This is a genomic window from Qipengyuania proteolytica (assembly GCF_019711565.1).
GTDB classification, from domain to species: Bacteria; Pseudomonadota; Alphaproteobacteria; order Sphingomonadales; family Sphingomonadaceae; genus Qipengyuania; species Qipengyuania proteolytica.
This window is the reverse complement of record NZ_JAIGNN010000001.1, coordinates 460085-477288: the sequence shown is the minus strand read 5'-3', so window position 1 is coordinate 477288 and position 17204 is coordinate 460085. Positions and strand designations below refer to the sequence as shown.

Sequence of the window (17204 nt, the reverse complement as noted above, 5' to 3'; positions counted from 1 at the left end):
AGAGACGTATCATGTCGCGCATTTGCGAACTCACCGGCAAGGGCCGCCAGGTCGGCCACAATGTGAGCCACGCCAACAACAAGACCAAGAAGGTCTTCCTGCCGAACCTGCAGAACGTCACGCTGCTGAGCGAGAAGCTCGACCGCAGCTTCAAGTTCCGCGTGTCGACCCAGGGCCTGCGCTCGGTCGAACACAATGGCGGCCTCGACAACTGGCTGCTGAAGACCAAGGACGAGAAGCTTTCGGCCAGCGCGCTCAAGGTCAAGCGCGAGCTGAAGAAGGCTGCCGCCGCTTCGTAAGAGGCCGGCGCTCCGGCGCTTTCGATACCGAATCACGCAAGGGCGCGCGGGGTCACTCGCGCGCCTTTTGCCGTTGTCGCTTCGACTGATCTTTCCAGCGCAGCTTGAGCAGGTAACTGTGCTGGTAATCCATGAAATTGTCGTCCGAGACCAGCCACAAGTGGACGCCGTCGGCATCTTCGGTCAGCGCCATGCCCTCGAAATTGTCGGCGGGGAAGGCCTCCCCTAGTTTGGCGAGCAGGGCCAGCCTGACGGTCGCCCCGGGCGCAATCGTGTCAGGTTGCAGGACCGCGATGGCCGTAGAAAAGGTCGGCGGCAGGCCCAATGCGAAGTCGCGCAGGAGCACCAGCAGCTGTCCATCGGGAGCGGCGAGCATGTCGACCGGGCGGTAGCCACCGGGTACCGCAACGGTGAGAGCCTCTGGCTTCGCCCCCTCGGCCGGGTCTCCGGCGAACACGAGCGCGCGATGGATTTCCGAGTTCCAGCCGGTCGAACGCTCCTCGATTGCCAGGAACCGCCCGTCCGCCAGCCGCGCGAAGGCTTCCGGGCCGCTGTTGGCGCCCCAATCGGCCATGGCGGCAGGTGCCACCTGTCCCTGGGGCAGCAGATCGGCACCGAAGCGGCGGATCGAATTGCTCGCCTCGTAACCACCCCACAGCGTTCCGCTCGCCGGATCGCGCGTGAGCGATTCGAGGTCGAACAGCAGCTTGTCGGCATCGGCCTTGCTGCCGAAGGCGCTGAGGATCGGCGGCGGACCTGCCCGATCGGGGCGCGTGAAGATCAGTTTCTGCCCGCCATCGGTCCCGGCGAGGAAGCGGTCGCCCGGCAGCGATACGAGCGCCGAGAAGCCGCCGAACAGCGGCCCGCGGCCTTCGATTTCCCACGCGCCCACGAGGGTGAAGGGCCCGGCCTGCGCCGCTCCGTGCGCAACCTGTTCGATCACGCCGAGCGGAGAGGGCTTCACCTTCGGCAGCTCGCTGCGCACCCAGAGCGAGGGCGCAAGCGCGGCGGCGAGGGCAAGCCCGAGAAGGAGACGCTTGGGGCGCATGGATCGCCGGTCAGGTCGGGGCGGGACGGCGGCGCGTCAAGCGCGGATCACGGCATCGGGCCGAGAAACAGCAGCGGATCGAGCCGCGCCCCGTTCCAGCTCAGGCTCCAGTGCAGATGCGGCCCCGTCGCGCGGCCCGAGGCACCGATCGCGCCGATGCGCTGCCCTTGCGTCACCCGGTCGCCCTCTTTGACGTAGAGCGCGGAGGAGTGGAGGAAGGCGCTGTTGAGCCCGTTGCCGTGGTCGATGATCAGCAGTTTGCCTTCCAGGCTGAAATCCTCCGCCGCCAGCACCACCACGCCATCGGCGGGCGCGACATAGGGCGTGCCGCTGCCGCCGGTCGCGATGTCGAGGCCCGAATGGTAGCTGCCCGGTTCGCCGCGATAGATGCGCTGCGAACCGAACCGGCCCGAGATGCGTCCCGCGACCGGCCAGACGAAATCCTGCCGCCAACCCTCTGCGCCCGTGCGCTGCTGGCGGGCATTCCAGATGGCCGCGAGTTCGGGCTCGCGGCGCTGCATGAAGCTTTCGGAAGCCCCGCCAGCGCGCCGCGCAACATTGACGTGCTCGATATTCCACGCCCGCGGCTTGACCGCGACCTGGTCCCTTACGATCCGTCCGTCGGCGAGCGTCGCGACCAGCGTCGCAGACCCATCTGCGTCGCGGTCGAACCCGGCGAAAAATCGGCCCGTAGCGTCGAGCGGCACCTCGGTGTCGCCGATTGACAGACGGACCGTTCCCGACGGCGCGAGGCCGCGAATCCAGCCGCCCTGCTCTGTCTCGCCATCGAAGCTGAAACGCTCGCGCTGGGCCGGCCGCGTGACCGGGGCGCTAACGGATTCCATCGCTGAAGCGGGCGGCATGGCAGCAGGTACGGGTGCGGTTTGCGGCTCGCCCTGCTCGGCGGAGGTCGGCACGCAGGCGGCGGTCAGGAGGAGAAGTGGCGCGACCCTTGCGGCGGTCACGGTTTCAGCCGCTCCGTCGCGAGCTGGGCGCTGGCATAGGGCTCCTGGTACTCGACCGACCAGTAGCGCAGCTCCTCCAGCGGGATCGGCACTCCGCTCATCGCGCAGATCACGTGCTGGCCCGCGCGCAGGACGCGAAAGCCGCTCGGCCCGTAGTGGAGCCGCGCTTCGCCGTTCGAGGGCGAGGAATTCTTGTTCATCAGCATGGGCGTGATCTTAGCAGGTCGCGATTAACCGAACAAATCATCCTGTTTAGGCGGCGTTCCCTTTTTCGGGGCCGTCCGCGCCGGCCTCGGCGCAGGCGCGCCGCCGGTCGCAACCGCCAGATCGCCGTCGCGGAACTTGAGCATCAGCGCCGCTTCCTTCGCGGCCGCCGCTTTGTCGGTCAGCGTACGTCCGTCGGGCCCCGTCACCCGCACATAGCCGCGCTTGAGCACATTGTCGGGATCGAGCGAGACCATGAGCCGCGCGACGGCAGACAGGCGCTGCTGCGCCTGGTCGATGCGGCTCCTCAACAACGGAGCATTGAGCCGCGCGCGGTCCGATTGCAGCCGCTCGCGCCCGCGCGCCACGCTGTCGGTCAGCCCGCGCCGCAGCTTCTCGGCCAGTTCGTCGAGCCGCTGTGCCTGCGGCTGCAGCAGCGTCTCGGGCGAGGGCAACCGTTCGGCGCGCGCCTCCAGCCGCTCACGGCCCAGCTGCACCGGGCGCAGGATCGCGCGCTCCTTGCGCGCGGCGAAGTCCTTCAGCGTCGCGGCGAGCTCGGCGCGCACCGGCACGGCCATCTCGGCAGCGGCTGTGGGGGTCGGCGCGCGGCGGTCGGCAGCGTAGTCGGCGAGCGTCGTGTCGGTTTCGTGGCCGACCGCGCTGATCGTGGGGATCGGGCAATCGGCGATGGCGCGCACGACCACTTCCTCGTTGAAGCTCCACAGATCCTCGATCGAGCCGCCACCGCGCGCGACGATGACGAGATCGGGCCGGTCGGGATGACCCTCTGGCAGGGCCGAGAACCCGCGCACCGCGCCCGCCACCTGCTCTGCCGCGCCCTGCCCCTGCACCAGCACGGGCCACACGATCACACGGCTGGGAAAGCGGTCCGCCAGCCGGTGGAGGATGTCGCGGATCACTGCCCCGGTGGGCGAGGTGACGACGCCGATGGTGCGCGGCAGGAAGGGCAGCGGCTGCTTGCGCTCGGCCGCGAACAGTCCCTCGGCCTGCAATCGTGCCCGCGTCTTCTCGAGCAGCGCCAGCAGCGCGCCCTCGCCCGCGAGCTCCATCCGCTCGATCACGATCTGGTACTTGCTGCGCCCCGGATAGGTCGTGAGCTTGCCCGAGGCGACCACCTCCAGCCCGTCCTCCGGGCGGAACGGCAGGCGATCGGCCTGGCCGCGCCACATCACCCCGTCGAGAACCGCTTTCTCGTCCTTGAGCGCGCAGTAAAGGTGGCCCGATGCCGCCCGCTTCACGCCCGACAATTCGCCGCGCAGCCGGACGAAGCCGAAGCGATCCTCCACCGTCCGCTTGAGCGCCTGCGATATTTCCGAGATCGTCAGCGGCTCGGCGTTGTCGCCCGTGCGACCCTTCGCTACCAAGCCCGCATTGTCATCGTCATCCGGGAACTCGCTTGCCATGAATATCCTCTTGCTCGGCTCGGGCGGCCGCGAACATGCGCTGGCGTGGAAACTGGCGCAATCGCCGCTGTGCGACAAGCTGTGGGCAGCCCCGGGCAATCCCGGCATAGCGCAGGATGCAACTTGCGTCGCGCTCGATGCGACCGATCATGAGGCGGTGATCGCCTTCGCGCGCGAAAATGCCATCGGCCTCGTCGTCATCGGCCCCGAAGCGCCGCTGGTCGACGGGCTTGCCGACAGCCTCCGCGCGGCCGGCATCGACACTTTCGGCCCCTCGAAACAGGCGGCGCAGCTCGAGGGCAGCAAGGGCTTCACCAAGGAGCTGTGCCAGCGCGCCAGCATCCCCACCGCGCGCTACGAGCGCTGCAACTCGCTGGAAGCGGCATGGGGCGCGCTGAAGCGGTTCAAGCCGCCCTTCGTGCTCAAGGCCGACGGGCTGGCTGCGGGCAAGGGGGTGGTCATCGCCGAAACCTACGAGGAGGCGCAGGAAGCGCTGGGCGACATGTTCGATGGCCAGTTCGGCCCGGCGGGCAGCGAAGTGGTGATCGAGCAGTTCCTCACCGGCGAGGAAGCGAGCTTCTTCGCACTGACCGACGGCACCGCCATCGTCCCCATTGGCACCGCGCAGGACCACAAGCGAGTGGGCGAGGGCGATACCGGCCCCAACACCGGCGGGATGGGGGCCTATTCGCCCGCCCCCGTGCTGACCGAGGCGCTGCAGGCGCAGGTCATGCGCGAGATCGTCGAGCCGACCGTGCGCACCATGGCGGCCGAGGGCATGCCCTATTCGGGCGTGCTCTATGCGGGCCTCATGCTGACGCAGGACGGCCCCCAGCTGATCGAATACAACGCGCGTTTCGGCGATCCCGAATGCCAGGTGCTGATGATGCGGCTGGAGAGCGACCTCGTCGAACTGATGCTCGCCTGCGCGCGAGGCACGCTGGGCGAGGTCGCCGCACCCAGGCTGTCGGACGATTTCGCGCTGACCGTGGTGATGGCGGCCGAAGGTTATCCCGGCACGCCGAAGAAGGGCGGCACGATCGACCTCGGGGAGGCCGAGGCGAACGGTGCGAAGGTCTTCCACGCCGGCACGACCATGGCGGGAGACACCCTCACCAGCAGCGGCGGCCGCGTGCTCAACGTCACCGCCCGCGGCGCCAGCGCCACCGAGGCGCAGCGGAACGCCTACGCCGCGGTGGATGCCATCGACTTCGCGGACGGGTTCTGCAGGCGCGATATCGGGCAGAGGGAAGTGCGTCGGGAGCGGGGGTAGCTCTCGTCGATCGGAAGAAGGGTCAAGAAATCAGAAGCTCGCGCACGCGAGGTTCAGCGATTGATCTTGATGCAGTGCATCAAATAGCCCTCGCCCTTGCCCGGATTGTCCTTGATTTCCTCAATTGTGCGCGCGGCATATTCTCGCTTGTATGGCAAATCGAGCGCCTCGAACTTTTGCATCGCCTTTACGGCCCCAACCTTTATGTCACGGGCAACATCCGGATTGGTGCTTGGTAGCCGGTCGGCCATTTCGTCGAAATAGGTGAGCATCATCGCGCAATGCACCGTTTCGACGGCCTCTTGCGAAGGCTGTGCCGGAGCGTTGCACCCACTCACAGCTAGAGCAGCCGCCAGAGAGACGAGGGTAGGAAATTTTAGCGCGAACGACATAAGCAACCCTCCGAGATTGCTGCGCGTCTAAGTAGTCGGCCTTGATATTACCTAAACGCCAAAAACAACTCGGCACTAGTTTGGCCATTTTCGCCACTTTCCTACAGACTACCCACTGGGCTAGCGTCAGGATCGCTCTTTGATTCGCGTATATCGAACCCCCTCTCGAAGCCCGCCAGCCGTGCGGGGCTTCAGCGTTTCGGCACGCCAATTTGCGTTCGCTCCAAAACCGCGTGTCGGTTGTATTTGATCAACTTGCACGGCGCGCAACTTTGCCATTGATCGACCAGCCCCGGCGGGCGCATCATGGCTATATGACCCGCACGACAGTCACCCATGCCTTCTTCGCCGCAGCAAGTTCGGCGCTGGTGCTCGCCGCCTGCACGGGTGGCTCCTACGCCGGGCCGGTCGAATCGACGCCCGCACCGCTCGCGGCCGCGCCGGGCAAAGGCGATCCGCAATCCGATCTCGCTTTCGTCAAACAGGCCTGCGGTAGCTGCCACGCCGTCGAGCCGCTGGCGATATCGCCCGATCCGCGTGCGCCGAACTTCGCCGATGTGGCGAACAGTCCGGGCCTCACCGCCGATACGCTCGACGTGTGGCTGCGCAATGCGCACAACTATCCTTCGCAGATGAGCTTCACCCTCGACGACGATCAGGTCGCCACGATCGAGCGCCACATGCTGCGGCTGCGCGACCCGGATTACGTCAAGCCGGTGTCCTGAGCACGGGCCTCAGCCCAGCTTTGCGGCAACCAGCGCCTTGAGGTCCGCTTCGCTGCGCGCGCCATAGTGGCTGATGATTTCCGCCGCGCAGATCGCGCCCATGCGCAGGCAGGTCTCGAGGCTTTCGCCGCGCGCATGGCCCGTAAGGAAGCCGGCGGCGAACAGGTCGCCCGCCCCGGTGGTGTCGACCACCTTTGCGATCGGCTCGGCGGCGACTTCGGCGCGTTCGCCATGCGCCACCGCGACCGCGCCCTTGGCGCTGCGGGTGGCGACGAGGACCGGGACCTTGCCCGCCACCATGGAGACGCCCTTTTCGAAGTCGCTCTCACCGGTCAGCGAGGCCAATTCGTGCTCGTTGACGAACAGGATGTCGATCTGGCCTTCGTCGATCAGCGCGCGGAAATCGTCGCCGTGGCGGTCGATCACGAAGCTTTCGCTGGCGGTGAAGGCGACCTTGCGGCCGGCCTTGCGGGCGACGTCGATCGCGTGGCGCATCGCGCTGCGCGGCTCTTCGGGGTCCCAGAGGTAGCCTTCGAGATAGAGGATCGCGGCGCTGGCGATCAGCTCGTCGTCGAGCGCGGCGGGCGGCAGGAACTGGCTCGCACCGAGGAAGGTGTTCATCGTCCGCTCGCCATCGGGCGTCACGAAGATCAGGCAGCGCGCGGTCGAAGGCTGGCCTTCGCGCGCAGGCGTGTCGAAATCGATGCCGACCGCGCGGATGTCGTGGCAGAAGACGTCGCCGAGCTGGTCCTTCGCCACCTGGCCGACGAAGGCGCACTGCGCGCCCAGCGCCGACATGCCCGCCAGCGTATTGGCCGCCGAGCCGCCGGAGATTTCCTTCGCCGGACCCATGGCTGCATAGAGCCGCCGCGCGCCCTCCTCGTCGACCAGCGTCATGCCGCCCTTGTTGAGCTCGAGCTCGTCGATGAGCTCGTCGGTGCAGGGGGACATCACGTCGACGATGGCATTGCCGATGGCGATCACGTCGTAGCGGGGTTCGGTCATGGGTACTCCGGGGAAGCGGGAATCTCGATATGTCGGGCGCGGTTAGCGGTTCATCGGGCATAGGCCAAGCGTGGCGTTGACTCGGGGCCACGCCCCGCCCACATCCCGCCGCCCATGGTCTCGCTCCCCCGCGCCCTTTCCCTTGCCATCGGCCAGCTCGGTGACCCGGCAATCCTGCGGGTGCTGGCCAAGAGCCTTGCGCTGACGCTGGCGATCTTCGTGGTCGGCGGCGGCGCGGTGCTGGCCGCGCTTTACAACTGGCTACTGTCACTCGACATCGCCTTCAGCGCCGAGTTGAGCGCGCTCGCCGCCGTTCTCTTCACCGTGATCGCGGGCTGGCTGCTGTTCCGCATCGTCGCGCTGGCAGTGCTGCAGTTCTTCGCCGACGACGTCGTCCGCGCGGTCGAGGCGCGCCACTACCCCGCCCACGCAGCGAACGCCCGCTTGCTTCCCTTCCGCGAGGAACTGGCCAACAGCCTGCGCGCGACGGGGCGGGTGATCCTGCTCAACCTCGTCGCCCTGCCCGTGGCGCTGGTACTGCTGTTCACCGCGATCGGGCCCGCGATCGTGTTCTGGGCGGTCAACGCCGTGCTGCTGGGGCGCGAATTGCAGGACATGGTGTGGCTGCGCCATCGCCAGGGAGCGCAGCAAACCGCCCCGATCGGCGCAGGCACGCGCTTCGCGCTGGGCGGCATCGTCGCGGCCATGCTCGCCATACCCTTCCTCAACCTTCTCGCGCCCATTATCGGCGCCGCGAGCGCGACCCATCTGGTCCACCGCGCCGCCCGGGAGCCCGTCGTCAATGCGTAGTTCGATCCTGCTTCTCCTGCCGCTGCTCGCAGCCTGCGCGACGGCGCCGGCCGGCCACGGGTCCGCGCCGCAACCCGCCGTCCGCACCGCGCCACCACCGCAAGAGGTCCGCACCGCCCCTTCGAGCGGCGCCTTTCGCGCGCCGCGGATCATGAAGCTGCCGGGCCTTGAGGGCGTCATCGGCAAGAACGAGACCGCGCTCGCCAATATGTTCGGCGCGCCCCGGTTGACGGTGAAGGAGGGCGATGCCCGCAAGCTGCAGTTCGTCGGTCAGGCCTGCGTTCTCGACATCTACCTCTACCCCCTCGAGCCGCGTGGAGAACCGGGCGCAACCTATGTCGATGCACGCCGCGCCAGCGACGGCCTCGATGTCGACCGGGCCGCCTGCGTCGCCGCATTGAAGCGCTAGCAGGGGCCGCTAACCCCGTCTTAAGCAAGTTGCGCTAGGCCCGACCCGACTGAAGATACGGGAAGTGGGCAAGCAATGAGCGTGCATTTCGGCGAATTGGCGAAGAAGGTCGGCGCAGACGGCGCGATTTCGGGCGAGGAAGTACTCGCCCTCAGGCGCGAAGCCTGGCCTGACGGGCGGATCTCGCAGAGCGAGGCGGAAGCGATCTTCGCGCTCAACCACCAGCTGCAGTCCAGGAGCGCCGAATGGGTCGACTTCTTCGTCGAGGCGCTGGGCGAATATGTGATCAACCAGCGCGCGCCCAAGGGCTATGTCGACAGCGAGAACGGCCACTGGCTGATGAGCCAGATCGACGCCGACGGTGAGCTCGGCTCGATGGCGGAACTCGAACTGCTGGTCCGCGTGTTCGAACGCGCGCAGAACGTGCCGGTCGCGCTCAAGGACTATGCGCTGCGCCAGGTCGAGAAGGCCGTGCTCGAAGGCACCGGCCCGACCCGCGACGGCGGCCGGCTCGAAGCGGGCAATGTCAATGCGACCGAGGCCAAGCTGCTGCGCCGCGCGATCTTCGCGCCGGCCAGCGAGCGGCCCGCTGCCGTCGGCCCGAACGAAGCCGAAATGCTGTTCCGCCTCAAGGACGCGACGCTCGATGCGGACAATGCGCCCGAATGGAAGACGCTGTTCGTGCAGGGCATCGCCAACTACCTGCAGGGCTACAGCAATGCGAACGCCCAGATCAGCCGCGAGCGCGCGGCCGAGCTGCAAGCCTTCATGAACGACACCCATTCGAGTGTCGGCGGGTTCCTGGGACGCATGATGGATGCCGCGCCCAACGCCTTCGGCGTGGTCTTCGGTCGCAAGGTGGAAGCGCTCTCGCGCGACGAACAGGTCGCCGAAGCGCATGAGGTCACGTCGGACGAACGAGAGTGGGTTGCGGCGAAAATCGAGGCGGACGGCAAGGTCGACGCCTACGAACAGGCGCTGCTCGACTTCCTCGCCGAGGACTGATCAGTCGAAAGTGAGCGGGGCCTCGGCTCCGCCCTGCTTGGGCAGCGGGCCCTTGGGCGAAACGGCAGGCACGGCGATCCCGGCTTCGGGCGGCTTGCGGCGGCGCTGGTTGCGCTTCCAGTCTGCCATCGTCTTACCGAGCGATCCGTCGACCCGTGCCGACTTGCCGCGCTGGCGAAGGCTACGCTCGATCAGCAGCCCGGCGGCGATCATCAGGATTTTAGGAAATGCGCTCATGCGCTTGTCATACCATGAAGCTTTCGCCGCAGCCACAGGCGCCTTTGGCATTGGGATTCTCGAACACGAAGCCGGCAGTGAAGTCGTCCTCCACCCAGTCCATCGTGCTGCCGACGAGGTAGAGCACCGAAGCACCGTCGATGTAGAAGATGCCGCCGGGGGTCTCGATCTTCTCGTCGAACTTCGCTTCCTCGGATACGTAATCGACCGAATAGGCGAGGCCCGAACAGCCGCGACGCGGGGTCGAGAGCTTCACGCCGATGGCGTCCGCAGGGGCCTTGCTCATCAGGTCGGCGATGCGCGCCTCGGCGCCTGGGGTGAGCTTGACGGCGGCAGGGATTACACGACTGGTCATGATTTCGGCTCCCGGAAGAAGGATCGATGGGTCTCGATCTGCGCGATTGTCAGCTGCGGCAGCCCTTCGGTTGGCGCGGTCATCAGTACGCCCTCCTTGCTCCAGATATTGGCGATCGTGTCACCGATCAGTCCCATCATGTTGGGATCGTGGCTCCAGTCGAGATTGGCCCCTTCGAAGAGATAGGGCAGCGCGACAGGACCGAACCATTCGAGGTCCTGTACGGCATGCATGCGCTCCCAATGCTCGCGCCCGGGATCGAGCAGGCAATCCGCAGCCTTGAGCATGTCCTCCATGCTAAAGCATCCCCAGTTCGAGGCGTGCCTCGTCGGTCATCTTGTCGGGGCCCCAGGGCGGATCCCAGACGAGGTTGACCTCGGCGTCGCGCACGCCGGGCACGCTGGCGGCGCGCAGTTCGACTTCGCCCGGCATGGTTTCGGCAACCGGGCAATGCGGCGTGGTCAGCGTCATCGTAACGGTGACATCGCTCTCGTCATCGACCTCGACGCCGTAGATCAGGCCGAGATCGTAGATGTTCACCGGAATTTCCGGATCGTAGATTTCCTTGAGCGCGGCGATGACGGCTTCGTAGAGATCGCCACCGGGATGGCCTGCAGGCACGTTCTCGGGCTTTTTCGCAAGGAAACCCTCGAGATAGTCGCGCTTGCGCTCCATTGTTTCCCGAGGCGTTTCGTCCGTATCGACGGCATCCTCGACGCGGGCGCGCGGGGGCTTGCCCACCACCGTATCGGCCGGCGAGGGCGCGGCGATGAAATCCTGATCGTTGTTCGCTTCTTCGCTCATCCGAAGATCCTCTGGGTGCGTTCGATGCCGCGCAGCAGCGCGGCGATATCGCTTTCGTCCGAATAGAGCCCGAAACTCGCCCGGGCGGTGGCGGGGACGCCGAGATGATCCATCAGCGGCTGCGCGCAATGGTGCCCGGCGCGGATCGCGACGTTCTCTTCGTCCAATATGGTGCCGAGGTCGTGCGGATGCACCCCCTGCAGGGCGAAACTGACGATGCCCGCGCTTTCCTCGGGCCCGAACAGCGTGACCGAGTTGAGGTTGCGCAGTTCGTCGCGCAGCTGCTTCGCCAGCGCCGCCTCATGCGCGAACAGTGCATCGGGGCCGAGCGCATCGACATAATCGATAGCCGCATGGAGCGCGATCGCTTCGGTAATCATCGGCGTACCCGCCTCGAACCGCTGCGGCGGCGGGGCGTAGGTCGTCTTCTCGAAGGTCACGCGGTCGATCATCGCGCCGCCGCCCTGCCACGGGGGCATGGCGTCGAGAATGTCCTCACGCGCCCACAGCACGCCGATGCCGGTCGGGCCATACAGCTTGTGGCCCGAGAAGGCGTAGAAGTCGCAATCGAGCGCCGCCATGTCGAGCGCCATGCGCGGCGCGGCCTGGCAGCCGTCGAGCAGGATCTTCGCACCGACCGAATGCGCGAGGTCCGCCGCCGCGCGCGCATCGAGCACGCTGCCGAGCACGTTCGAGACATGCGCCAGCGCCACCAGCCTGGTGCGCGGTGTCAGCAGGGCCTCGAGCGCGCCGAGGTCGATCCGGTGATCCTCGGTCAGCGGGCAGACGTCGATCTGCGCGCCGGTGCGTTCGGCGACCATCTGCCAGGGAACGATGTTCGAATGGTGCTCGAGCGTGGAGAGGACGATCCGGTCGCCCTCGCCCAGCCGGGTCATGCCCCAGCTGGCGGCGACGAGATTGATCGCCTCGGTCGCGCCGCGCACGAACACGATCTCGTTCTCGTTGCGCGCGCCGATGAAGTCCGCGACGCGGCGGCGCGCGGCTTCATAGCCCAGCGTCATCTGCGCCGATCGGCCGTAGACCCCGCGGTGGACGGTCGCATAGTCGCGGCCCAGCGCGCGGCTCATCGCATCGATCACCGCCTGCGGCTTCTGCGCGGTCGCGGCGGTGTCGAGGTAATGCCACGGCGCGCCGTCGGGCGTCAGCAGGCCGGGGAAGTCCGCCCTGAGGTCGCTCGGGCGCGAAAGGGTGGCGACGTCGCTCACAGGTTCGCGTCCACCTTGGCCAGCGCCGTGTCCATCAGCGTCTCGCGCAGGGCCTCGTCATCGAGCCCCACCAGCGCATCGCCGAGGAAGGCCTGCACCAGTAGCCGGCGTGCAAGCTCGGGTGAAAGACCACGCGCGGCCATGTAGAAGCGTGCGGTCTCGTCGAGCTGGCCGACGCTGGCGCCGTGCGCGCATTTCACGTCGTCGGCGAAGATTTCGAGCTGCGGCACGGCATTCACGCTTGCGCCCTTTTCCAGCAGCAGGCCCTTGAAATCCTGCGCCGCGTCGGTCTTCTGCGCATCGCGCACGACGTCAATATTGCCGAGGAAATTGCCCGTCCCGCGCCCCCAGTGGACCGCGCGGACGGTCTGGTTGCTGGTCGCCTCGGGTTCGGCATGCACCACGCGGGTGACGAACTCGCGCACGGTCTCGCGCCCGCCGACGGTGATCCCGCCCAGTTCGAAATGCGCGCCCTTGTGCAGTGTCACTTCGATTTCGAGGCGGGCGTATTCGGCCGAGGCGAGCACGGCGAAGAGCTCGCAAGTCGCGCCCTCGCCCACGCTGACGCGCCAGCGGTGGAGTTCGGTCGGCCTGGTGCCCGCACCATCGGCGATGACGAGCGTGTCGCGGAACGTCTCGCCCGCCGCCAAGTCGATCGCGCGCCAGTTATCGAGCGGCACGCCCTGCAGCCGGTCGACCGCAGAATAGCGCCAGGCCTCCTCGCGCCGGGTGGGAAGGGTCGCCGCCTCAGGCATCCGCCATCACCGCGTCATAGCCCTCGTTTTCGAGGCGCAGGGCGAGGTCGGGGCCACCGGTCTGGACGATCCGGCCTGCAGACAGGATCGAAACCTTGTCGGGCCGCACCACCTCCAGCAGGCGCTGGTAGTGGGTGATCAGCAGCACGCCCTTGTCGGGGCTGCGCATGATCGCATTGATCCCCTCGCCCACCACGCGCAGCGCGTCGATGTCGAGGCCGCTGTCGGTCTCGTCAAGCACGGCGAACTTCGGGTCGAGAATGCCCATCTGGACCATCTCGGCACGCTTCTTCTCGCCGCCCGAGAAGCCGACATTCACGTGGCGCTTGAGCATTTCGGGGTCGAGCTTGAGCAGCGCGGCCTTGTCGCGCGCCAGCTTGAGGAATTCGCCGCCGGTCAGCGGCTCTTCGCCGCGCTGCTTGCGCTGCGAATTGAGCGCTTCGCGCAGGAACTGGAGGTTCGATACGCCGGGAATCTCGACCGGGTACTGGAAGCCGAGGAACAGGCCCGCCGCGGCGCGCTCGTGCGGCTCCATGTCGAGCAAGTCGAGACCGTTGAAGCGGACGCTGCCGCCGGTAACCTCGTAGCCCGGACGCCCGCCCAGCACATAGGCGAGCGTGGACTTGCCCGCGCCATTGGGGCCCATGATCGCATGGACCTCGCCAGCCTTCACGGTGAGGGTCAGGCCGTTGAGGATCTGCTTGCCGCCAACTTCGGCGGTGAGGTCGGTGATTTCGAGCATTTACCTGTCGTTCCTGCGCGGCCCGGCGTCACGCCGGTTGGGCCGCGAATAGTGCTGGTTGGGATTGGCCGCCGCGTGGTCGCGCGCCTTCTGTTTCTTTTCGGCGATGCATTCGCGCATCGCGACGGTGAGGCGCTGGAGCACGCCGTCCATGTCTTCGAGGATCTCGGCGGCCGCAACGCGCTCGACGCGGATCCCGACCGATTCGAGGCTCTTGTCGCGGCGCTTCGCCAGCGTCTCGTCCTGCCCCTCCTCGTCGATCATGATCGCCATGCCGAGGTTGTGGCAGTTGAGATCTACGATCGCGCTGCCAACCACGGCATGGCGAGTGAACTTGTACTTGCCCATGTCGGCTTCGGCGAACTTCTTCGCCAGCGCCTTGTGCGCCGGGGTCGAATGCCGCCGCAACTCGCGCGCGCGATCATGCAGCGCATCGAGCCGCTTCTCGGAGATTTCCCACCCGCGGCCCTTCTTCTTGAGCGCGCGGGTGTCTTCGGCGGTATCCGAGGGTGACTTGAGTTTCAGAGTTTTCTTGTCGCTCATCCGACCGAACCTTCCAGACTGATCGCCAGCAGCTTCTGCGCTTCGACGGCGAATTCCATTGGCAGTTCCTTCAGAACGTCCTTCGCAAAGCCGTTGACGATCAGCGCCATCGCTTCCTCGTCGTCGAGGCCGCGCTGCATGGCGTAGAACAGCTGGTCATCGCTGATCTTGCTGGTGGTCGCCTCGTGCTCGATCTGGGCGCTGGGGTTCTTCACCTCGATATAGGGCACGGTGTGCGCGCCGCACTGGTCGCCGATCAGCAGGCTGTCGCATTCGGTCCGGTTGCGCACGCCATCGGCATTGGCGGCAACGCGGACGAGGCCGCGATAGGTGTTGTTCGACTTGCCCGCCGAAATGCCCTTGGATATGATGGTTGAACGACTTCCACGCCCGTTGTGGATCATCTTGGTGCCGGTATCGGCCTGCTGGAAGTTGTTGGTGACCGCGACCGAGTAGAACTCGCCCACGCTGTCCTCGCCGTTGAGCACGCAGCTGGGGTACTTCCACGTCACCGCGCTGCCGGTTTCGACCTGCGTCCAGCTGATCTTGCTGCGTGCTCCCTGACAGAGGCCGCGCTTGGTGACGAAATTGTAGATTCCGCCGACGCCTTCCGAGTTGCCGGGGTACCAGTTCTGCACGGTCGAATACTTGATCTCGGCATCCTCGAGCGCAACCAGCTCGACGACCGCGGCGTGGAGCTGGTTCTCGTCGCGCATCGGCGCGGTGCAGCCCTCCAGGTAGCTAACATAGCTGCCCTTTTCGGCGACAATCAGCGTGCGTTCGAACTGGCCGGTGTTCTCGGCATTGATGCGGAAATAGGTGGAAAGCTCCATCGGGCAGCGCACCCCTTCGGGCACATAGACGAAGGTGCCGTCGGAGAAGACCGCGCTGTTGAGCGTGGCGAAGAAATTGTCATGCTGCGGCACGACCTTGCCGAGCCACTTCTTCACTAACTCGGGATATTCCTTCACCGCCTCGCTGATCGAGAGGAAGATCACGCCTGCGCGCTTCAGCTCCTCGCGGAAGGTGGTGGCGACGCTGACCGAATCGAACACGGCATCGACCGCGACCTTGCGCGCACCTTCGACCCCGGCGAGCACTTCCTGCTCCGCCACGGGAATGCCGAGCTTGTCGTAGACCGCCTTGATCTCCGGATCGAGCTCGTCGAGCGAGGCGAGCTTTTCCTTCTTCTTGGGCGCGGCGTAATAATAGGCGTCCTGGTAATCGATCGCCGGATAGCCGAGCTTGGCCCAATCCGGCTCCTCCATTTCCTGCCACAGGCGAAAGGCCTTGAGGCGCCAGTCGAGCATCCACTCGGGCTCGCCCTTCTTGGCGCTGATGAAGCGGACGGTATCCTCGGTCAGCCCCTTGTCGGCGAACTCGGTCTCGATATCGGCCGACCAGCCGTGCTCGTATTCGGCGGCCTTCTCGGCAGCTTCGCGAGCCTCGCGGTCCTGAATGTCGATCTCTTCGCTCATGCCATTTCTTTCGTTCGTGCGAGCTGCGTCAGCGGGATCGCCGCCAGCGCTCCGCGCAGCGCATCGTTGACCACCGGCCAGTGCGGGCGGACGCTGCAATCCTCGCTCACCGCGCAATCGCCGCCTTCGACGCAGGCTGTCAGCGCTATCGGCCCTTCCACCGCCTCGACGATGTCGGCGACGCTGATCGCCGCAGCGGGACGCGCCAGCTGCAAGCCGCCGCCCGCGCCCCTGGTCGAACGGATCAGGCCCGCAGCAGACAGCTTGCTCACCAGCTTCTGCACGGTCGGCACCGGCAGCCCGGTTTCCGCCGCGAGGTCAGCCGCGCTCGTCCGCCCGCCGCCGCAATGGCGCGAGGCGGCGCACATCGTGACGATGGCGTAATCGGCTAGATTGGATAGTCTCATGGCGTGCGGCTGTCTAAATCGGACCAATTCGTTCCGATTGGCAGCTAAGGCCCGAAACCCGCCATTTCAACGGATTTCCGGTTGTTGCGAGTCGTTAGCAGTTAGAGCGGTTTCTTGCCCAGCTGGTCGGCCTCGCCCGAACCGAACAGGCTGACCGATCCGTAGCCTTCGGGGCCGAGCATGTCGTGAACCGGCGAACTGCCTTCCGGAACAAGGCGCTTTGGCGTGCGGCCCGTAAAGAAGCGGATTTCCTTGATAAGGTGCGCCTGATCGTAGAACGCGCCATGGATATCGGCCTCGATTTCCTCGGGCAACTGAGGCAGCGACAACAGCGTCGCGGCGCGTACGGCCCGATAGCGCCGTACGAGGCGCACCGGCGACTGGCCGAAGAATTGTGCGACGAGCCGCTGCACCTGCCGCCGCGAATAGGGAAGCGTCGCGTAAAGCTCTTCGAGATCGGGCCGGAACGAGCTCGACAGCCATTCGAGCGTGCGGTCGATGACTTTGAGGTGGGTGTCCGGCAAGCGCGAGAGGCTGTGCCGCACGATATCGGCCATCGCATCGAGCATACCCTTGTCGTCGAGCTCGCCCGCCCGCCAGCGCGGTGCAAGATCGGCAAATTCCGCCGCCCGCTTGTCGCTCAGGACCATCTCTGGGGCCAGGAAGGCGTCGTGATGGTCGCTCACCGAAAGGCCCGTCATCGCCGCCCAGCCGCGGAAGTTCAGCGACACGCCGAACATCGTTGCCGGGCCCTTGATGTGGAATTCGCGCGCCTGGCACAGCGGCGCCAGAAAAAAGGCGTCGCTGGTTTCGCTGACCACCCCGTCGTCGAATTTCATCCGGCCGGCGCCTTCGACGAAGGATGTCATCTGTCCCGAATAGGCGGGCAGGACGTCGACCAGGTCCGGCACCTCGCAGCGCCAGATGTAGAGCGAATTGAGATAGGGCGCGAGATCCGCCGGCGCGGCGACGAACTGGAAAGAGTGTGGGTCGCTGGCCCCCTGATTGTCTGACACGTGCGACTCCCCCGAACCCCGACTGGCAACGCCCATAGCATGGCGAGGCGGTTTTTGTACAAATACGCCGTCATCACGCAAC

Annotated in this window: 23 protein-coding genes; 6 read left to right on the top strand and 17 right to left on the bottom strand. The window is 66.4% G+C overall.

All coding sequences use genetic code 11. The annotated features are described in order from the left end of the window. Nucleotides 1-11 precede the first annotated feature (11 nt). Nucleotides 12-299 (top strand): 50S ribosomal protein L28, encoded by a 288-nt coding sequence (gene rpmB, locus K3172_RS02340; protein WP_221586857.1) that lies wholly within the window; start codon nucleotides 12-14, stop codon nucleotides 297-299. A gap of 52 nt (nucleotides 300-351) precedes the next feature. Here rpmB and K3172_RS02335 read toward each other — a convergent pair whose 3' ends face one another. The 4 genes from K3172_RS02335 to xseA are packed head-to-tail and all read right to left on the bottom strand — an operon-like array spanning nucleotide 352 to nucleotide 3940. Further along, nucleotides 352-1347, bottom strand: a complete 996-nt coding sequence (locus K3172_RS02335) for an esterase-like activity of phytase family protein (protein ID WP_221586856.1) — start codon at nucleotides 1345-1347, stop codon at nucleotides 352-354. A gap of 47 nt (nucleotides 1348-1394) precedes the next feature. Further along, entirely contained in the window at nucleotides 1395-2312 is a 918-nt protein-coding gene (locus K3172_RS02330; protein WP_425594690.1) for a M23 family metallopeptidase, read from the bottom strand. Then, entirely contained in the window at nucleotides 2309-2518 is a 210-nt protein-coding gene (locus K3172_RS02325; protein ID WP_221586855.1) for a DUF2093 domain-containing protein, read from the bottom strand. Before K3172_RS02325 ends, K3172_RS02330 begins: the two co-directional genes overlap by 4 nt. Nucleotides 2519-2542: 24 nt before the next feature. After that, complete coding sequence (xseA, locus tag K3172_RS02320; RefSeq protein ID WP_221586854.1) at nucleotides 2543-3940, bottom strand: exodeoxyribonuclease VII large subunit; 1398 nt, start codon at nucleotides 3938-3940, stop codon at nucleotides 2543-2545. Here xseA and purD point away from each other — a divergent pair. After that, nucleotides 3939-5213: a phosphoribosylamine--glycine ligase gene (gene purD / locus K3172_RS02315; protein ID WP_221586853.1), complete on the top strand. Its 1275-nt coding sequence runs from the start codon at nucleotides 3939-3941 to the stop codon at nucleotides 5211-5213. The two genes, xseA and purD, sit on opposite strands and share 2 nt — an antisense overlap. 53 nt (nucleotides 5214-5266) lie before the next feature. On the opposite strand, the gene K3172_RS02310 is transcribed toward purD, so the two are convergent. Further along, nucleotides 5267-5605 carry a hypothetical protein gene (locus tag K3172_RS02310; RefSeq protein WP_221586852.1) on the bottom strand — a complete coding sequence of 113 codons (339 nt, stop codon included), beginning with the start codon at nucleotides 5603-5605 and terminating at the stop codon, nucleotides 5267-5269. Nucleotides 5606-5919: 314 nt separating this feature from the next. On the opposite strand from K3172_RS02310, the gene K3172_RS02305 reads away from it, so the two are divergent. After that, nucleotides 5920-6330, top strand: a complete 411-nt coding sequence (locus K3172_RS02305; protein WP_221586851.1) for a hypothetical protein — start codon at nucleotides 5920-5922, stop codon at nucleotides 6328-6330. Nucleotides 6331-6339: 9 nt separating this feature from the next. On the opposite strand, the gene K3172_RS02300 is transcribed toward K3172_RS02305, so the two are convergent. Continuing rightward, nucleotides 6340-7335 carry an adenosine kinase gene (locus K3172_RS02300; RefSeq protein WP_221586850.1) on the bottom strand — a complete coding sequence of 332 codons (996 nt, stop codon included), beginning with the start codon at nucleotides 7333-7335 and terminating at the stop codon, nucleotides 6340-6342. A 114-nt stretch (nucleotides 7336-7449) separates the two neighbouring features. Between K3172_RS02300 and K3172_RS02295 the strand changes: the two genes are divergently transcribed. The 3 genes from K3172_RS02295 (at nucleotide 7450) to K3172_RS02285 (ending at nucleotide 9559) form a co-directional block, all read left to right on the top strand. Further along, on the top strand, nucleotides 7450-8145 hold the full coding sequence (locus K3172_RS02295; RefSeq protein WP_221586849.1) for an EI24 domain-containing protein: 696 nt from the start codon (nucleotides 7450-7452) through the stop codon (nucleotides 8143-8145). Further along, nucleotides 8138-8554 carry a hypothetical protein gene (locus K3172_RS02290; RefSeq protein WP_221586848.1) on the top strand — a complete coding sequence of 139 codons (417 nt, stop codon included), beginning with the start codon at nucleotides 8138-8140 and terminating at the stop codon, nucleotides 8552-8554. Before K3172_RS02295 ends, K3172_RS02290 begins: the two co-directional genes overlap by 8 nt. Nucleotides 8555-8629: 75 nt before the next feature. Then, nucleotides 8630-9559 (top strand): hypothetical protein, encoded by a 930-nt coding sequence (locus K3172_RS02285; protein WP_221586847.1) that lies wholly within the window; start codon nucleotides 8630-8632, stop codon nucleotides 9557-9559. Here K3172_RS02285 and K3172_RS02280 read toward each other — a convergent pair whose 3' ends face one another. The 11 genes from K3172_RS02280 to K3172_RS02230 form a co-directional block, all read right to left on the bottom strand. Then, a complete protein-coding gene (locus K3172_RS02280) occupies nucleotides 9560-9796 on the bottom strand; it encodes a hypothetical protein (RefSeq protein WP_221586846.1) in 237 nt (78 codons plus the stop codon). A 7-nt stretch (nucleotides 9797-9803) separates the two neighbouring features. After that, entirely contained in the window at nucleotides 9804-10151 is a 348-nt protein-coding gene (locus K3172_RS02275) for a HesB/IscA family protein (RefSeq protein ID WP_221586845.1), read from the bottom strand. Next, entirely contained in the window at nucleotides 10148-10447 is a 300-nt protein-coding gene (locus tag K3172_RS02270) for a hypothetical protein (RefSeq protein WP_221586844.1), read from the bottom strand. Before K3172_RS02270 ends, K3172_RS02275 begins: the two co-directional genes overlap by 4 nt. A 1-nt stretch (nucleotide 10448) precedes the next feature. Next, a complete protein-coding gene (locus K3172_RS02265) occupies nucleotides 10449-10955 on the bottom strand; it encodes an SUF system Fe-S cluster assembly protein (RefSeq protein WP_221586843.1) in 507 nt (168 codons plus the stop codon). After that, nucleotides 10952-12181: an aminotransferase class V-fold PLP-dependent enzyme gene (locus K3172_RS02260; RefSeq protein WP_221586842.1), complete on the bottom strand. Its 1230-nt coding sequence runs from the start codon at nucleotides 12179-12181 to the stop codon at nucleotides 10952-10954. The genes K3172_RS02265 and K3172_RS02260 overlap by 4 nt, the downstream gene beginning before the upstream one ends. After that, the gene (locus K3172_RS02255; RefSeq protein WP_221586841.1) at nucleotides 12178-12936 is read right to left on the bottom strand and encodes a SufD family Fe-S cluster assembly protein; all 759 of its coding nucleotides are present in this window, start codon (nucleotides 12934-12936) and stop codon (nucleotides 12178-12180) included. The genes K3172_RS02260 and K3172_RS02255 overlap by 4 nt, the downstream gene beginning before the upstream one ends. Then, nucleotides 12929-13678 carry a Fe-S cluster assembly ATPase SufC gene (gene sufC, locus K3172_RS02250; protein WP_221586840.1) on the bottom strand — a complete coding sequence of 250 codons (750 nt, stop codon included), beginning with the start codon at nucleotides 13676-13678 and terminating at the stop codon, nucleotides 12929-12931. The genes K3172_RS02255 and sufC overlap by 8 nt, the downstream gene beginning before the upstream one ends. Then, a complete protein-coding gene (locus tag K3172_RS02245; protein WP_221586839.1) occupies nucleotides 13679-14221 on the bottom strand; it encodes an endonuclease domain-containing protein in 543 nt (180 codons plus the stop codon). It abuts the gene before it with no gap. Further along, entirely contained in the window at nucleotides 14218-15699 is a 1482-nt protein-coding gene (gene sufB / locus K3172_RS02240; protein ID WP_221586838.1) for a Fe-S cluster assembly protein SufB, read from the bottom strand. Before sufB ends, K3172_RS02245 begins: the two co-directional genes overlap by 4 nt. Further along, the gene (locus K3172_RS02235; RefSeq protein ID WP_221586837.1) at nucleotides 15696-16106 is read right to left on the bottom strand and encodes an SUF system Fe-S cluster assembly regulator; all 411 of its coding nucleotides are present in this window, start codon (nucleotides 16104-16106) and stop codon (nucleotides 15696-15698) included. Before K3172_RS02235 ends, sufB begins: the two co-directional genes overlap by 4 nt. A gap of 101 nt (nucleotides 16107-16207) precedes the next feature. Beyond that, nucleotides 16208-17122 (bottom strand): helix-turn-helix transcriptional regulator, encoded by a 915-nt coding sequence (locus K3172_RS02230; protein WP_221586836.1) that lies wholly within the window; start codon nucleotides 17120-17122, stop codon nucleotides 16208-16210. Nucleotides 17123-17204: the final 82 nt, after the last annotated feature.

What these genes read in the sequence shown, in the direction of transcription:
- K3172_RS02280 (WP_221586846.1), bottom strand. Translation starts at nt 9,796, where the DNA reads ATGAGCGCATTTCCTAAAATCCTGATGATCGCCGCCGGGCTGCTGATC.
- K3172_RS02295 (WP_221586849.1), top strand. Translation starts at nt 7,450, where the DNA reads ATGGTCTCGCTCCCCCGCGCCCTTTCCCTTGCCATCGGCCAGCTCGGT.
- K3172_RS02335 (WP_221586856.1), bottom strand. Translation starts at nt 1,347, where the DNA reads ATGCGCCCCAAGCGTCTCCTTCTCGGGCTTGCCCTCGCCGCCGCGCTT.
- K3172_RS02290 (WP_221586848.1), top strand. Translation starts at nt 8,138, where the DNA reads ATGCGTAGTTCGATCCTGCTTCTCCTGCCGCTGCTCGCAGCCTGCGCG.
- rpmB (WP_221586857.1), top strand. Translation starts at nt 12, where the DNA reads ATGTCGCGCATTTGCGAACTCACCGGCAAGGGCCGCCAGGTCGGCCAC.
- K3172_RS02300 (WP_221586850.1), bottom strand. Translation starts at nt 7,335, where the DNA reads ATGACCGAACCCCGCTACGACGTGATCGCCATCGGCAATGCCATCGTC.
- K3172_RS02310 (WP_221586852.1), bottom strand. Translation starts at nt 5,605, where the DNA reads ATGTCGTTCGCGCTAAAATTTCCTACCCTCGTCTCTCTGGCGGCTGCT.
- K3172_RS02255 (WP_221586841.1), bottom strand. Translation starts at nt 12,936, where the DNA reads ATGCCTGAGGCGGCGACCCTTCCCACCCGGCGCGAGGAGGCCTGGCGC.
- sufB (WP_221586838.1), bottom strand. Translation starts at nt 15,699, where the DNA reads ATGAGCGAAGAGATCGACATTCAGGACCGCGAGGCTCGCGAAGCTGCC.
- xseA (WP_221586854.1), bottom strand. Translation starts at nt 3,940, where the DNA reads ATGGCAAGCGAGTTCCCGGATGACGATGACAATGCGGGCTTGGTAGCG.
- K3172_RS02270 (WP_221586844.1), bottom strand. Translation starts at nt 10,447, where the DNA reads ATGGAGGACATGCTCAAGGCTGCGGATTGCCTGCTCGATCCCGGGCGC.
- K3172_RS02275 (WP_221586845.1), bottom strand. Translation starts at nt 10,151, where the DNA reads ATGACCAGTCGTGTAATCCCTGCCGCCGTCAAGCTCACCCCAGGCGCC.
- purD (WP_221586853.1), top strand. Translation starts at nt 3,939, where the DNA reads ATGAATATCCTCTTGCTCGGCTCGGGCGGCCGCGAACATGCGCTGGCG.
- K3172_RS02305 (WP_221586851.1), top strand. Translation starts at nt 5,920, where the DNA reads ATGACCCGCACGACAGTCACCCATGCCTTCTTCGCCGCAGCAAGTTCG.
- K3172_RS02235 (WP_221586837.1), bottom strand. Translation starts at nt 16,106, where the DNA reads ATGAGACTATCCAATCTAGCCGATTACGCCATCGTCACGATGTGCGCC.
- sufC (WP_221586840.1), bottom strand. Translation starts at nt 13,678, where the DNA reads ATGCTCGAAATCACCGACCTCACCGCCGAAGTTGGCGGCAAGCAGATC.
- K3172_RS02245 (WP_221586839.1), bottom strand. Translation starts at nt 14,221, where the DNA reads ATGAGCGACAAGAAAACTCTGAAACTCAAGTCACCCTCGGATACCGCC.
- K3172_RS02285 (WP_221586847.1), top strand. Translation starts at nt 8,630, where the DNA reads ATGAGCGTGCATTTCGGCGAATTGGCGAAGAAGGTCGGCGCAGACGGC.
- K3172_RS02325 (WP_221586855.1), bottom strand. Translation starts at nt 2,518, where the DNA reads ATGCTGATGAACAAGAATTCCTCGCCCTCGAACGGCGAAGCGCGGCTC.
- K3172_RS02265 (WP_221586843.1), bottom strand. Translation starts at nt 10,955, where the DNA reads ATGAGCGAAGAAGCGAACAACGATCAGGATTTCATCGCCGCGCCCTCG.